This is a genomic window from Parasphingorhabdus sp. (assembly GCF_048269915.1).
GTDB lineage: Bacteria > Pseudomonadota > Alphaproteobacteria > Sphingomonadales > Sphingomonadaceae > Parasphingorhabdus.
Genome location: NZ_JBLWTY010000001.1, coordinates 238,161 through 252,693, shown reverse-complemented (window position 1 = coordinate 252,693; position 14,533 = coordinate 238,161). Strand labels below are relative to the sequence as shown.

Genomic DNA, 14,533 nt, shown 5'->3' with positions numbered 1-14,533 from the left:
TGTTGCGATAATCGGATCTCGAACAGATTCTGTGAGCCGCCGCCCCAAGCGACGCCTGACCATCGGTCATATTGCTTGGGGCGTGACCTATCAGATATCGAGATTGGCGACGTTCAGGGCATTGTCGACAATGAACTCGCGCCGCGGTTCGACCACTTCGCCCATCAGCTTGGTGAATATATCGTCGGTCACGTCTGCCTGTTCCACTGTCACCTGCAATAGCGACCGCACTTCGGGATCCAGCGTCGTTTCCCACAGCTGTTCGGCGTTCATCTCGCCAAGGCCCTTGTAGCGGGAGATGGCGATGCCCTTGCGGCCTGCTGCAAGCACCGTGTCGAGCAGTTCCGAGGGGCGGGTGATCAGCGTGCCTTCGGTGCCGATACCGTCCTCCTCGTCCGTTTCTGCTTCGCCTGACGCTGTTTTCACCAAGCGGCTGCCGCTGCCATAGGTGGCGGTTTCTTCCGACGCGAGACGATGGAGTTTGCGGGCTTCGGCGCTTTCCAGGAATTTGGCCTCGATGATATGGTGATCGGTAACCCCGCGCCAGAAGCGCTGGAATATATAGCCGCCTTCTTCAGAGACCTGGCCTGTCCAGCGGCCCTCCTCGTCAACCTTGTCCATCCAGGCGGCGGTCGCATCGACAGCGGCTTGCCGTTCGGCGGTGCCGTGGTCTGGATTGAGAGCGCCGGTGAGCGCCATGCCTTCGACAATCGTGCTGTCATAGCGCCGCGGCACATAGGCCATCAGGCTGCGCATCCTGCGCGCATGTTCGATCAGGCCGCGCAGGTCTTCGCCGCTGCGCGCGCCTTCGCCGGTTTGCAATACCATGCCATTCAGGCCGGCCTCGACCAGATATTGATCAAGCGCGTTATCGTCCTTGAGATAGACCTCGCTCTTGCCCTTGCCCACTTTGTAGAGCGGCGGCTGGGCGATATAGAGATGGCCGTTGAGGATGATTTCCGGCATCTGGCGATAGAAGAAGGTCAGCAGCAGGGTGCGGATATGGGCACCGTCGACGTCAGCGTCGGTCATGATCACAATCTTGTGATAGCGCAGTTTCTCGAGATTGAAATCCTCGCGCCCGATGCCGGTGCCCATCGCCTGGATCAGCGTGCCCACTTCCTTGGACGAGAGCATCCGGTCAAAGCGTGCCCGTTCAACGTTGAGGATCTTGCCCTTCAGCGGCAGGATTGCCTGATACTGGCTGTCCCGGCCCTGCTTGGCCGAGCCGCCAGCGGAATCGCCTTCCACCAGGAACAGTTCGCATTTGGTTGCGTCGCGCTCGCGGCAGTCGGCGAGCTTTCCGGGCAGCGAGGCAATGTCCATTGCGCCCTTGCGCCGGGTGAGCTCGCGCGCCTTTTTTGCGGCTTCGCGCGCAGCAGCGGCGTCGATAACCTTTTGTACGACCATGGCGGCATTTTGGGGGTTTTCTTCGAGCCATTCAGCGAGCTTGTCAGCCATCAGGCTTTCCAGTGGCTGCCGGACTTCCGAGGAGACCAGCTTGTCCTTGGTCTGCGAGCTGAACTTGGGATCGGGCAACTTGACCGAAACGATCGCGGTCAGGCCCTCGCGCATGTCGTCGCCGGTCAGCTTGACCTTTTCCTTCTTCAGCGCGCCGGAGCTTTCGGCATAATTGTTCAATGTCCGGGTCAGCGCCGAACGGAAGGCCGCCAAGTGGGTGCCACCGTCGCGCTGCGGGATGTTGTTGGTGAAGCAGAGAACATTTTCATAATAGCTGTCGTTCCACTCCAGCGCGACGTCGATGATGACATCGTCGCGGTCGCCATGGATAGCAATTGGTTCGGGCACCAGCGCCGTCTTGTTACGGTCGAGATATTGCACGAAAGCAGCGATGCCGCCTTCGTAGAACAGGTCAATTTCCTGCGCTTCCTCGTGCCTCGCATCGCGCAGGATGATGTGCACGCCGCTGTTGAGGAAAGCGAGCTCGCGGTAGCGATGCTCCAGCTTCTCGAAATCAAATTCGGTGATCTTGAACGTCGCCGGAGAGGGGAAGAAGGTGACTTTGGTACCCTTTTTTATCCCGGTCGCATTGTCCGCAGGCGGCGCATCGCCAATGATTTCCAGCGGACGCACGGCATCGCCAAATTCAAAGCGCATATTATGCTCTTTGCCGTCGCGCCAGATGTTGAGCTCCAGCCATTCTGACAGCGCGTTGACCACCGATACACCGACGCCGTGGAGGCCGCCGGATACCTTGTAGGCATTGTCATCGGAGGTGTTCTCGAACTTGCCGCCGGCGTGGAGCTGGGTCATGATGACCTCGGCTGCCGACACGCCTTCCTCGCTGTGCATCCCGGTCGGGATGCCGCGGCCATTATCCTCGACCGAGACACTGCCGTCAGGATTGAGCGTGATCAGGATCAGGTCGCAATGGCCGGCGAGGGCCTCGTCAATGGCATTGTCCGAAACCTCGAACACCATATGGTGCAGACCGCTGCCATCATCGGTATCGCCGATATACATTCCGGGGCGTTTGCGAACCGCATCAAGGCCCTTGAGAACCTTGATCGAATCGGCGCCATATTCATTTTTATTGGAAGAGTTGGAAGCATCTTCCGGCATTTCATTTTCGCTAATGTCACTCATGGCAGGACCATAGCCGCTGGCGTCGCTAAACCCAAGAAAAATGTAGGATTTCCTGATATTAAAAATGCTTTAAATCAATGACTTATATTGATTTCGGATTGTGGCGATAATTCTTCCGGGAAGCCAGGATCGCCGGGAAGGGCCAAGGCGTAAAACCGAACCATTTGCGGATTTTTGAACGCGTATATAAAACTCCTTTGCGGCTTTGCGTCGTTGTGCGAGACGAGCCGTTTCTGCGCGCCTTTGGGGCAAATCATCAAAAAAGGACATCCAGTCATGACCAATCCAGCCGATATGGTTCCCTTTGCCAAAACCATGGGCATCACCATCACTGGGATGGACAAGGACAGTGTGCGGGGTGAAATGCTCGTCCGGCCGGAGATATGCACTGCGGGCAATGGACGCGGCAGTCCCAGCATCCATGGCGGCGCGGTGATGACCTTTGCCGATGTGCTGGGTGCATTTGGCGGGTTCGCCAATCTGCCAGAGGGCTCAAACGGCACCACGACATCGGAAAGCAAAACCAATTTCCTGAACGCGGCGCCCGAGGGCAATATTGTCTATGGCGAAGCCACCCCGTTCAAGGTCGGCAGGCGCCAGTCGGTCTGGCAGACGAAGATTACGCTCGAAGACGGCACTCTGGTGGCGGTGGTGACGCAAACCCAGATCGTTCTTTAGTGCCGCAAGATTCAAACTTTCCCATAGCGGACATTTTGGTCTAAAACGATATCATGATCAGACAATTCTTCACCGTTTCCGTACTTTTTGTTGCAATATCGGCCTGTTCCGAAACCACCCGGGTGGAGGATGATCTGGCCGAGGCGCAGACCGACATCGCCAATCCGACAGGGCGGGAAGAACGGCAAGGTTCTCATCCCGCCGAGAAACCGGTGCTTATTGGCGAAGGGGGGCCGCGCTTCGATGCCTGTCAGGCGATCGGCCGGGTGCAGGGCCTTCGCGGCAGTGCGCTCTCGGTCCGGATTGCGCCTTTCGATGCAGCAGAGAAAAAGGCCAGCATCAGCGAAGGCCAGCAGGTCTGGATCTGCACCCGCAGCATCGACCAGCAATGGTTCGGCATTGTTTATGATGACGGTGTAGCGGACGGCGGAGAGAGTGCCCCGGTAGATAGCGAAACCGCTCCGGCAAGCAAGGGGCCCGGCGATTGCGGCGTGTCCTCTCCGGTGCGCTCCAAGCGCAATTATGACGGTCCGTGCAAAAGCGGTTGGGTCGAGAGTAATTTTGTAAAGCTGGTGGCGGGGTAGCTTTTGCCGGCTGATGAAATTGGGAATTACGCTGACAATGCACTTTACTCTAAGCGCAGGGACAAATTAGTGCACCGTCACCGTAATCCGTCACCGTAATCCGTCACCGTAATCCACCATCACCGTAAACCCGGTTGCGTGATTAGCCGTCTGAATGATCGCAACTGTCGGGCGTTAAGCCATTGCATTTCAAACCGGGATGTTGAATCACGCGGTCCATGACAAAACTGGACCCCGCCCGCTATCTCGAGCAACCCTTTGGCCAGCTCGCAGACCTGATCAACACCCATGCCGTCAACCAGCCCGGCCGGATCGCACTGGATGACGGGGAGGAGCGGCTCAGCTGGGCCGAGACCGCCGCGCTAGTCAACCGGATTGCAGCGCAATTGCAGGCAGACGGCCTGGAAAAAGGGCAGGCGGTTGCGATCCTCGGGACGACTACGGTCCGCTATGCGCTCGCTTATTTGGGCGCGATTGTTGCTGGTGGTTGTGCGGCGCCGCTGACGACCTCGGCGACACCGAAACAGCTGGCCAATATGATGCGTGACAGCGGCGCGATGCATTTGTTTATAGATGGAGCGAAACGCGCGGAGCTTCTGGAGAGCGGAGAGGCTCTCCCGTCGCTCAAACATATCATGCTGGATGGCGCAGTCGATGACGCGCCGATGATGTTCGACTGGATGGCTACGGAAGGCGCGGTTCCTGCTGACCTTGGCGTGGGTCCCAAGGACCCCTATAATATCATCTATTCCAGCGGCACCACGGGCACGCCCAAGGGCATTGTCCACAGCCGCCAAATGCGTTGGTATCATGCCGCCGTCGGCGAGGGCACGGGCTATGGCCAGCCGGGGCAGGTGACCCTGCTGTCGACGCCGCTTTATTCGAACACCACGCTGGCGCTTTTCACGCCGACCATTGCCTATGGCGGCACGGTCATGATGATGGGCAAATTCGATTGTCAGCGCTGGCTCGAACTGGCGCAGGAACATCGTGCCAGTCATACGATGCTGGTGCCGGTCCAATATCAGCGGCTGATGGATTATGAGGGCTTTGACAATTATGACCTGAGCAGCCTGACCCATAAATATTGCACCAGCGCGCCTTTCTCGGCGGAGCTGAAGGCGGAAGTGCTGAAGCGCATGCCGGGCGGCCTGATCGAGATTTACTCGATGACCGAGGGCGGTGTGGTCTGCCTTTTGCTCGCCCACGAACATCCCGACAAGTTGCATACGGTCGGCATCGCCTGGGGTGGCAGCGAAGTGATTACGGTCGACGAGCAGCTTAATCGTCTGCCCACCGGCGAAATGGGTGAACTGGTCGGCCGGTCGCAGACGATGATGTCGGGCTACAAGAACCAGCCGGAGAAGACCGAGGAAGCCAGCTGGTATGATGAAAATGGCGATCGCTGGCAGCGGATGGGTGATATCGGCAAAGTTGATGAAGATGGTTTCATCACCCTGATGGGCCGCTCGAAGGACATGATCATTTCCGGCGGTTTCAATATCTATCCCCGCGATCTGGAAGAAGCGCTGATGGCCCAGCCCGGCGTGATCGACGCAGCGGTGATTGGCATTGATTCCAAACAATGGGGCGAGACCCCGCTGGGCTTCGTGGTTGCAGAACCGGGAGTCCCGCTTGACCTGGAAGCGCTGAAGGCGGCAACCAATGCCGGTCTTGGCAAGACCCAGCGCCTGTCGGAACTGCGCCTGATCGACGAATTGCCGCGCAGCCATATTGGCAAGATATTGAAAACGGAATTGCGGGATATGGTCGAGGGATAGAATGTGCCCCCGCGCAGGCGGGGGTCCATCTCCCGATGTTACGCTTGGACGGAATGGTTTTGTTTGCGCAGTGCCGCGGCCGGAGCGCGAAGATCACCCTGACTCAGGCGACGGGAGTTGTGGAGATGGGCCCCTGCCTGCGCAGGGGCACCGCTCGGTTATTTGGTCGATGCAACCTAGTTTGAAGAGGAGCGTTATCAGGCCATGTTGATGACATTTCTTGTAGTGGTGGTGGTATCAGCGGCGCTGATTGTCGGCGCTCTGTGGGGCATTTACGGGAAATTATCGAGCAGGACCGAAGGTTTTGTTATTGCTCTGGCTGGGGGCGCGCTGATTGTCTCGCTGGTCACCGAACTGATCGATCCCTCGATCGAGCAAAGCAACCTCTGGGTCGGGCTGGGTGCGGTCGCGGCCGGGGCAGCGGTATTTTCCGTCGTAGACTACTGGATTGATGAAAAATGGGGAGCGGAAGGTGGTGGCGGCTTGCTTGCTGCGATCACGCTGGACGGTGTGCCCGAAAATCTCGCCCTCGGGGTGGCCCTGATCGGAGCAGCGCCGATCGAGGTGGCGGCGCTCGCCGGTTCGATCCTGCTCTCCAATCTGCCGGAAGCGGCGGGCGGTGCCAAACAAATGACTGGCAACGGGTTTTCCAAGGGAAAGACGCTTAGCCTTTGGGCGATGACCGCGCTGATATTGTCTATTGCGGCGGTGGTTGGAAATATTGCTCTGGAAGGCGTCTCGCCGCATGTACTGGCCGCGACCCGCTGTTTCGCCGCTGGTGCGGTCGTCGCTTCGCTGGCGACCGAGGTTTTCCCCAAAGCCTATAAGGAGGATCGACATATGGCGGGTGTAGCGACTGCCATTGGCGTGATCCTGGCGGTATTTCTGGGCGAGCTTGCCACGGCCTGACAAAGGCCGGATTTTGCGGCGACAAGCGACAAAGGCACTAGACTCAAAAGAGGCGGCCTACTAAGCGCCTAAGCCATGTCCATAGCTCATGAAGAAACCATTCTGATCGTCGATTTCGGCTCTCAGGTCACGCAGCTTATCGCCCGCCGGGTGCGCGAAGCGGGAGTCTATTCGGAGATTGCCCCGTTCAACAGCGCGGAAGAGGCGTTTCACCGGCTGAAACCCAAGGGCGTGATCCTGTCCGGTTCGCCGGCCGGGGTGCCCGAAGAAGACAGCCCGCGCGCGCCGGATGTGATTTTCGAAAGCGGCCTGCCGATCCTCGGCATCTGCTATGGCCAGCAGGTGATGACGCACCAGCTGGGCGGCCAGGTTGAATCGGGCGATAGCGGCGAGTTCGGCCGGGCGTTTATCGAGATTAGCGAAGAATGCGTATTGTTCGACGGCCTGTGGAAGGTCGGCGAGAAGCATCAGGTGTGGATGAGCCACGGCGACAAGGTCACCGAATTTGCGCCCGGCTTCCGCATTGTCGCGACCACCGAAGGCGCGCCCTTTGCGCTGATCGCCGATGACGAGCGGCGCTATTATGGCACCCAGTTCCATCCCGAGGTCGTCCACACGCCTGACGGCGGCAAGATGATCGCCAATTTTGTGCGCCATGTTTGCGGTTGTGCCGGCGACTGGACGATGGCGGAATTCAAGGCCGCCAAGATCAAGGAAATCCGCGAACAGGTCGGCGATGGCAAAGTCATCTGCGGTCTGTCTGGCGGTGTCGACAGCGCGGTGGCGGCGGTGCTGATCCACGAGGCAATCGGCGATCAGCTGACTTGCGTCTTTGTCGATCACGGTCTGATGCGGATGGGCGAGGCGGATCAGGTGGTCAGCCTGTTCAAGGGCCATTATAATATCCCGCTGGTTCACAAAAATGTCGAGGAGCTGTTTCTCGGCGGGCTGGCCGGTGTCACCGATCCGGAAAAGAAGCGCAAATTCATTGGCGCGACCTTCATCGACGTGTTTGAGGAGGAAGCCAAGGCGGTCGGCGGCGCCGATTTTCTCGCCCAGGGCACGCTCTATCCCGATGTGATTGAATCAGTGTCCTTCACCGGCGGGCCGAGCGTGACGATCAAGTCGCACCATAATGTCGGTGGTCTTCCCGAGCGGATGAATATGAAGCTGGTCGAACCTTTGCGCGAATTGTTCAAGGATGAAGTTCGTGAACTGGGCCGCGAACTGGGGCTACCGGAGATTTTTGTCGGTCGGCATCCGTTCCCCGGCCCCGGGCTCGCGATCCGCATTCCCGGCGAAGTGACCAAGGAGCGCTGCGACATATTGCGCAAGGCGGACGCCATCTATCTCGAGGAAATCCGCAACGCCGGTCTTTATGATGCGATCTGGCAGGCCTTCGCTGTCCTGCTTCCGGTGAAGACGGTCGGCGTGATGGGCGACAGCCGCACTTACGACAGCGTCTGCGGCCTCCGCGCCGTCACCAGCACCGACGGCATGACCGCCGACGTCTACCCCTTCGACGCCAGCTTCCTGACCCGCGTATCGACGCGGATTGTCAACGAGGTTAAGGGGATCAACCGGGTGGTTTACGATTATACCAGCAAGCCGCCGGGGACTATTGAGTGGGAGTGATTCCGAGTCTGTTAGACCGGAGAAGTGGGTCATGAAGCAAGTTCCGGGTGACGGAAAGTTGCATTAAGTCGGCAAATCACAAGGCGACAGAGACCTGCGCCTCTCTTCGTGCGATTGTGTCGTCGTGCGATAAAGTACGAAACTGGCGCCTGTTTCGCGACACACCATTGCCAATTTCCAATTTACAGACTACCGCTCGCGGCAATCGATTTTGGGCAATTATCAAGGGTTCATACCATGGCTGGCGAAACCAAAATGTACGGCATTTCCAATTGCGACACGATCAAGAAGGCGCGCAACTGGATGGAGAAAAATGGCATCAACTATGTCTTCCACGACTATAAAAAGTCCGGCATCAGCAAGGAAAAGCTGGAAATGTGGGTGATGCAGGTCGGCTGGGAAACGCTGATCAACAAGCGGGGCACCACTTTTCGCAAATTGCCCGACATGGTGAAGGAAAATATCAGTGACGATACGGCGGTCATGGTCATGGCGGAAAATCCGAGCATGATCAAACGGCCGGTGCTGGAACATGGCGACGAACTGGTTGTCGGTTTCAAGGCGGCAGATTACGAAGCGGCTGGACTGGCGGCGCGCAACAGCTGATGTGGCGATCCCTCCTGTCCCTGTTGGCGATATTGTCGTGCAGCGGCTGTGCCGCGGAACCGGAGGCGCGCACCATGATAACAACTCTGACCGGCGAAGCCCCGATCATCATTGCCCATCGCGGGGCCAGCGGGGAGCGCCCGGAGCATACGCTGGCCGCCTATCAGCTGGCAATCGAACAGGGCGCGGATTTTATCGAGCCGGATCTGGTGCTGACCAAGGACGGCGTTCTGGTTGCACGGCACGAGAATGAGATAAGCGGAACCACCGATGTCGCCGACCGGCCTGAATTTGCCGCGCGCAAGACAGCCAAAACGATCGACGGAGAGGCTTATGAAGGCTGGTTTACGGAAGATTTCACGCTTGCCGAACTGAAGACCCTCCGCGCGAAGGAGCGGCTGCCCGAACTGCGGGCAGCGAACATGCGCTATGACGGCCAGTTTGAAATACCGACTTTCGAGGAAATATTGCAACTGCTGCAACGGCATGAAAAGCAGAGCGGAAAACGGGTTGGCGTCTATCCCGAGACCAAGCATCCGAGCTATTTTGCATCGATCGACTTGCCTCATGATGGTCCGTTGCTGGCCTTGCTGGCGCAATATGACTTCGACGGCGCGGACGACCCGATATTCATTCAGTCGTTCGAGGTTGGTAATCTCAAGGCCCTTTCCGGGAAAACGGAGGTCCCGCTGGTGCAACTGGTTGCCGGCGAAGGCGGGCCACCGGATCGCGCGGACCAGACCTATGCGGCAATGCTGACACCGGCCGGCCTGAAAGAAATTGCGACTTATGCCGATGGTCTGGGACCCTCGAAAGATCTGGTAATCGAGCGCAACGCGCTCGGGCAGTTGGGCGGATCGACCGGGTTGGTCGAAGATGCACACGCTGCCGGTTTGCTGGTTCATCCATGGACTTTCCGCGTCGAAAATTATTTCCTCCCAACAGACTATAAGAGCGGTATTGATCCGCGTGACAAAGGGGATCTCGAAGGAGAGGTGCGCGCTTTCATTGCTGCCGGGGTGGATGGTCTGTTCAGCGACAATCCCGGGCGTGCGGCGGCGGCACGGAAACGCTGAAGGCAAGGCTGGCCTTATCTTTCGCCGTCGCTTAGTAAGGCCTGTTTTCTACCGCTTCTTTTGAGGACTGCCATGTCAACGACCTTCAAACTCGATACTTCGACCAGCCGCGCCACGCCGCGGCCACAGCCGATGCGCCGGTTGTCCGTTCCCAAAATCCAGGGTCGCAAGGTCGACGGCGTAACGGAAGAGCCGGTGGTCATGCTGACTGCCTATACCGCGCGTACGGCGCAACTGCTCGACGCCCATTGTGACATGCTGCTGGTCGGCGATTCGCTGGCACAGGTGATTTACGGTCTCGATTCGACCATCCCGGTCACGCTCGACATGATGTGCAACCATGGCGCGGCGGTCGTGCGCGGCAGCTATCACAGTGTTGTCGTCGTCGACATGCCATTCGGTTCCTATGAAGGATCGCCGGAACAGGCCTATCGCAGCGCCGCGCATATCCTGAAAGAAACCGGAGCCGCGGCAGTCAAGCTTGAAGGCGGGGAAGTGATGGCAGACACCGTTGCCTTTCTGGTCCAGCGCGGCATTCCGGTGGTCGGCCACGTCGGCCTGACCCCGCAGGCGATCAATGTGCTTGGCGGCTATGCCGCACGCGGGCGCAGCGATGCCGAAGCGAAGAAAATCGTCGGGGATGCGGTCGCGCTCGATAAAGCGGGCGCCTTTGCAATTGTGCTGGAAGGCGTGCTCGAACCGATCGCCATCGAAGCAACCAAAGCGGTGGATGCGATCACCATCGGTATCGGTGCGTCGGCACAATGCGATGGCCAGGTGCTGGTAACCGAAGACATGCTCGGCATGTTCGACCGAACCGCCCGCTTTGTAAAACGCTATCACAATATAGCCGAACAAATTGATCAGGCCGCCGAACAATATGCTGGAGAGGTCAGGGAGCGCAGCTTTCCGGGGGCAGACCAGCTCTATCAGCCGAAAAAATAGCACAATTTCTCGCTTTCACCCGATCCCCCGTTCAGCCTGTGGAAATGGTCAATAGACTTTTACATTTGTTATTTCGGGCGCTAAGGACAGCCGATTGCACAGCGCCCTGGTCGGACCGACGAATGCGGCACGCGAAACAGATTTGAGGAAGCCACATTGGCCAAGGATAAAGATAAAGCACCAGAAGAGCAGCCAGACCGTCAGGAACAAGTATTTCTGCGCGAAGTCGACGAAGCGGTGCGCGAGGATCAGTTGAAGAATTTTGCAAGCCGCTACGGCTTGTGGATCATCGCAGCCATTGTCATTGGTCTGGGATCGCTGGCTGGCTGGATATTCTATCAAAATAGCCAGAATGAAGACTCCGGTCTCCGCAGCGAGGAATATGTTGCTGCGATTGACAGCATCCGTCAGAATAATCTTGACGGTGCGGCAACCGCGCTGGATTCCCTGAAGGACGCCAAGCAGGATGGCTATCGGGCGGCGGCGCAATTGTTGCAGGCCAATATTGCGCTTGAAAAAAATGATCCAAAAAAGGCGATTGAAGGCTACGGCAAAGTGGTTGCAGACGAAAGTCTGCCGAAACCATTTCGCGATCTGGCTCTAATCCGCAAGACTGCCGCTGAATTTGACACGCTCAAGCCTCAAGCAGTGATTGACCGGCTGAAGCCGCTCGCGGTGCCGGGCAACCCCTGGTTCGGCAGTGCCGGCGAAATGGTCGCATTATCCTATCTCAACATGGAAAAATCTGATCTCGCAGGGCCGCTTTTCGCGCAGCTGGCCAAAGATGACGGTGTTCCGGCGACGATCCGGTCGCGTGCATTGCAAATGGCCGGTGTCGAAGGCATTGACGCGGTGGAACTGGATAGCGATGATAAGAAAGCCACTGCGTTGAAGGGAGGAGCTGTTGTCCCCAAAGCGGCTGAGGGAGAATCCAAGGAATGATTTCCGGTAAGAAACTGATCGCCGGCCTGTTGGCCCTGTCGCTGCTGTCTGGCTGTGGAATATTGGGCGGAGGCGATGGCGAAGATAAGAAGGCCACGCCGACACTCGGCAAGCGCACCCCAATTTTGAGCGGGGAAAGCGGTGCGGAAGTTGATCCGGCTCTGGCTTCGATCTCCGTGATATTGCCCGCTCCGGTGGCCAATAGCGAATGGGCACAATCGGGTGGCAATGCGAGCAAATCAATTGGTCATGTTGCTCTCGAAGGCAGCCTTGCACGGGTCTGGACTGCCAATATCAGCGGCACCAACAAACGCGAACGGCTGGCTGCGGCACCAGTGGTGTCCGGCGGGCGGCTCTTCGTCACCGACACGCAGGCCATGGTACATGCTTTTGATGCGGCCACGGGCACGAAAATCTGGTCCACCCAGATCGAAGTCAAGGGAGACGGGGCATCGTCGCGTTTCGGCGGCGGAGCGAGCGTGTTCAATAATATCGTCTATGCAACCAATGGCGTGGGGGATGTGGTCGCGCTTAACGCAGCCGACGGAAGCCAGATATGGAAAGTGCGTCCGGCCGGCCCCTTGCGCGGATCGCCGACGATTTCCAATGGCAATGTCTATGTTATGACGCAGGACAATCAGATTTACGCGCTCAATATGCTTGACGGGTCGGTGCAATGGAATGAAGCCGGGACGGTTGGTCTGGCAGGGATTTTTGGTGTAGCCGCCCCTGCAGCCGGGCAGGGAACGGTCGTGGCTGGCTATTCCTCGGGCGAATTGACCGCCTATCGATATGAAAATGGTCGCAACCTTTGGAATGATGCACTTGCGCGGACCAGTATTTCGACCTCGGTAGCGACGCTGTCCGACATTGATGCCGATCCGGTAATCGACCGCGGTCGGGTTTTTGCGCTCGGTCAAGGCGGTCGTATGGCGGCCTATGAACTGGTCACTGGTCAGCGAATCTGGGAATTAAATATTGCCGGGATCACCACGCCGGTTGTTGCGGGCGAATGGGTGTTCGTACTGACCGATGATGCGAAGCTTCTGTGCATAGCCCGTCCGAATGGCAAGGTTCGCTGGATCAGCCAGCTTGCAGCCTTCAAGAATGAAGAGAAGAAGAAAAACCCGATTAACTGGACGGGGCCCATATTGGCTGGCAATCGGTTGATTGTTGCCAGCACGGAAGGAGATGTCGTGTCGGTTTCTCCTGGCGAGGGATCAAGCCAGACATTGTTCGAACTTGACGACAGCGTTTCGCTGCCGCCGATTGTTGCAGGCGGGATGCTATATATTCTCGACGACAGCGGCCGGATTTCCGCGTTCCGCTGAATATCAGAACCAAAGGACAGGGACCGGCGCAATGCTGCCCAATATAGCCATTATCGGTCGACCCAATGTCGGAAAATCAACCCTGTTCAACCGGCTGGTGGGCAAGAAGCTTGCGCTTGTTGACGATCGACCCGGCGTGACTCGCGACCGCCGGGAAGGGGTTGCCAATCTGCTTGGCCTCGAATTTAACGTTGTTGATACGGCAGGCTATGAAGACGAGGATGCCAAGAGTCTGCCAGGACGGATGCGCAAGCAGACGGAAATGGCGGTTGCCGGAGCCGAACTCGCAATATTCGTGATTGATGGTCGCGCTGGCCTTACCCCGCTTGACGAAGAGATTGCCCGTTGGCTGAGAAGTTCGAAAACGCCTGTTGTGCTGCTGGTCAACAAGGCCGAGGGCAGGGCAGCCGAGTCCGGAATTTTGGAAAGCTATTCGCTCGGTTTTGGTGATCCCATTCCGTTTAGTGCGGAGCATGGCGATGGCATAGCGGACCTGTTTCAGGCGATCCTTCCCTATGTCGAAAATTTCAAGGCCGCCGCAGTGGAAGAACCCACGGATGAATCTGCTCCGTTGAAACTGGCCATTGTTGGCCGTCCCAATGCCGGCAAGTCGACGTTGATCAACAAGATGCTGGACGAAGACCGTCTGATAACCGGCCCCGAAGCGGGAATAACCCGGGACAGTATAACCGTGGACTGGATCTGGCACGATGATGCGCTGACCGAGGAAGAACAGCTCGACGGGATAGAGCCCGACCGTAGAGTTCGCCTGATTGATACGGCGGGCATGCGCAAAAAGGCCAAGGTCAGTGACAAGCTCGAGAAACTGGCCGTCGCCGATGCCCGCCACGCAGTCGATTTTGCAGAAGTGGTGGTGCTACTGCTCGATGCAACAAAGGGTTTGGAAGCGCAGGACCTGCGCATCGCCGACCACGTGATTCAAGAAGGGCGCTGCCTGGTTATCGCGATCAACAAATGGGATGTTGCGGAAGGCCCCAGCAAATTGTTCAATGGCATAAGGGCCGCGCTGGATGACGGGTTGGCACAGGTCCGCGACGTGCCGCTGATTGCCGTGTCGGCCTTTACCGGCAAGGGCATTGACCAGCTGATGAAAGCGGCATTTCAGGCTCGCAGAATCTGGTCGCAGCGGGTTTCGACGGGCAAGCTGAACCGGTGGTTTGAAGATGCAATTACTGAAAATCCACCGCCCGCACCCGGTGGCAAGCGCATCAAGCTGCGGTACATCACGCAGGCCAAGACAAGACCGCCTTCATTCGTGATCTTTGGTACCCGGGTTGATGATCTGCCCGAGAGCTACCGGCGTTACCTGGTCAACGGAATCCGCCGCGAGCTGGGCTTTGGCGGTGTCCCAGTGCGTCTCATCATCCGCGCACCAAAGAACCCCTATCACGAAAAAGACTGATTTTTCTGTCGCACAG

General features: G+C 57.9%; 12 protein-coding genes. 11 read left to right on the top strand and 1 reads right to left on the bottom strand.

The features are described 5' to 3' along the window. Positions 1–90 precede the first annotated feature (90 nt). Positions 91–2,607, bottom strand: coding sequence for a DNA topoisomerase (ATP-hydrolyzing) subunit B (gene gyrB / locus ACN0WX_RS01180; protein ID WP_417620445.1), 2,517 nt, complete (start codon positions 2,605–2,607; stop codon positions 91–93). A gap of 276 nt (positions 2,608–2,883) precedes the next feature. Here gyrB and ACN0WX_RS01175 point away from each other — a divergent pair, with 276 nt between their 5' ends. The 11 genes from ACN0WX_RS01175 to der all read left to right on the top strand — a co-directional run bounded on the left by ACN0WX_RS01175 (position 2,884) and on the right by der (position 14,517). Next, a complete protein-coding gene (locus ACN0WX_RS01175; RefSeq protein ID WP_417620444.1) occupies positions 2,884–3,285 on the top strand; it encodes a PaaI family thioesterase in 402 nt (133 codons plus the stop codon). A 53-nt stretch (positions 3,286–3,338) separates the two neighbouring features. Next, positions 3,339–3,869 (top strand): hypothetical protein, encoded by a 531-nt coding sequence (locus ACN0WX_RS01170; protein WP_417620443.1) that lies wholly within the window; start codon positions 3,339–3,341, stop codon positions 3,867–3,869. Between the two features lie 218 nt (positions 3,870–4,087). Next, positions 4,088–5,650, top strand: a complete 1,563-nt coding sequence (locus ACN0WX_RS01165; RefSeq protein WP_417620442.1) for a class I adenylate-forming enzyme family protein — start codon at positions 4,088–4,090, stop codon at positions 5,648–5,650. 210 nt (positions 5,651–5,860) lie between these two features. Continuing rightward, positions 5,861–6,559 carry a ZIP family metal transporter gene (locus tag ACN0WX_RS01160; RefSeq protein ID WP_417620441.1) on the top strand — a complete coding sequence of 233 codons (699 nt, stop codon included), beginning with the start codon at positions 5,861–5,863 and terminating at the stop codon, positions 6,557–6,559. 75 nt (positions 6,560–6,634) lie between these two features. Beyond that, positions 6,635–8,194 carry a glutamine-hydrolyzing GMP synthase gene (gene guaA / locus ACN0WX_RS01155; RefSeq protein ID WP_417620440.1) on the top strand — a complete coding sequence of 520 codons (1,560 nt, stop codon included), beginning with the start codon at positions 6,635–6,637 and terminating at the stop codon, positions 8,192–8,194. Between the two features lie 237 nt (positions 8,195–8,431). After that, the gene (locus ACN0WX_RS01150; RefSeq protein WP_417620439.1) at positions 8,432–8,800 is read left to right on the top strand and encodes an ArsC family reductase; all 369 of its coding nucleotides are present in this window, start codon (positions 8,432–8,434) and stop codon (positions 8,798–8,800) included. 74 nt (positions 8,801–8,874) lie between these two features. Beyond that, positions 8,875–9,876: a glycerophosphodiester phosphodiesterase gene (locus ACN0WX_RS01145; RefSeq protein ID WP_417620438.1), complete on the top strand. Its 1,002-nt coding sequence runs from the start codon at positions 8,875–8,877 to the stop codon at positions 9,874–9,876. Between the two features lie 72 nt (positions 9,877–9,948). After that, positions 9,949–10,821, top strand: coding sequence for a 3-methyl-2-oxobutanoate hydroxymethyltransferase (gene panB, locus ACN0WX_RS01140; protein WP_417620437.1), 873 nt, complete (start codon positions 9,949–9,951; stop codon positions 10,819–10,821). Between the two features lie 156 nt (positions 10,822–10,977). Then, on the top strand, positions 10,978–11,763 hold the full coding sequence (locus ACN0WX_RS01135) for a tetratricopeptide repeat protein (RefSeq protein ID WP_417620436.1): 786 nt from the start codon (positions 10,978–10,980) through the stop codon (positions 11,761–11,763). Continuing rightward, the gene (locus ACN0WX_RS01130) at positions 11,760–13,094 is read left to right on the top strand and encodes a PQQ-binding-like beta-propeller repeat protein (protein WP_417620435.1); all 1,335 of its coding nucleotides are present in this window, start codon (positions 11,760–11,762) and stop codon (positions 13,092–13,094) included. The genes ACN0WX_RS01135 and ACN0WX_RS01130 overlap by 4 nt, the downstream gene beginning before the upstream one ends. Before the next feature lie 31 nt (positions 13,095–13,125). Then, positions 13,126–14,517 (top strand): ribosome biogenesis GTPase Der, encoded by a 1,392-nt coding sequence (der, locus tag ACN0WX_RS01125; RefSeq protein WP_417620434.1) that lies wholly within the window; start codon positions 13,126–13,128, stop codon positions 14,515–14,517. Positions 14,518–14,533 lie beyond the last annotated feature (16 nt).

Bases quoted from the DNA above. Each gene is read 5' to 3' on its own strand.
- gyrB (WP_417620445.1), bottom strand. From the start codon at position 2,607: ATGAGTGACATTAGCGAAAATGAAATGCCGGAAGATGCTTCCAACTCT.
- ACN0WX_RS01175 (WP_417620444.1), top strand. From the start codon at position 2,884: ATGACCAATCCAGCCGATATGGTTCCCTTTGCCAAAACCATGGGCATC.
- ACN0WX_RS01170 (WP_417620443.1), top strand. From the start codon at position 3,339: ATGATCAGACAATTCTTCACCGTTTCCGTACTTTTTGTTGCAATATCG.
- ACN0WX_RS01165 (WP_417620442.1), top strand. From the start codon at position 4,088: ATGACAAAACTGGACCCCGCCCGCTATCTCGAGCAACCCTTTGGCCAG.
- ACN0WX_RS01160 (WP_417620441.1), top strand. From the start codon at position 5,861: ATGACATTTCTTGTAGTGGTGGTGGTATCAGCGGCGCTGATTGTCGGC.
- guaA (WP_417620440.1), top strand. From the start codon at position 6,635: ATGTCCATAGCTCATGAAGAAACCATTCTGATCGTCGATTTCGGCTCT.
- ACN0WX_RS01150 (WP_417620439.1), top strand. From the start codon at position 8,432: ATGGCTGGCGAAACCAAAATGTACGGCATTTCCAATTGCGACACGATC.
- ACN0WX_RS01145 (WP_417620438.1), top strand. From the start codon at position 8,875: ATGATAACAACTCTGACCGGCGAAGCCCCGATCATCATTGCCCATCGC.
- panB (WP_417620437.1), top strand. From the start codon at position 9,949: ATGTCAACGACCTTCAAACTCGATACTTCGACCAGCCGCGCCACGCCG.
- ACN0WX_RS01130 (WP_417620435.1), top strand. From the start codon at position 11,760: ATGATTTCCGGTAAGAAACTGATCGCCGGCCTGTTGGCCCTGTCGCTG.
- der (WP_417620434.1), top strand. From the start codon at position 13,126: ATGCTGCCCAATATAGCCATTATCGGTCGACCCAATGTCGGAAAATCA.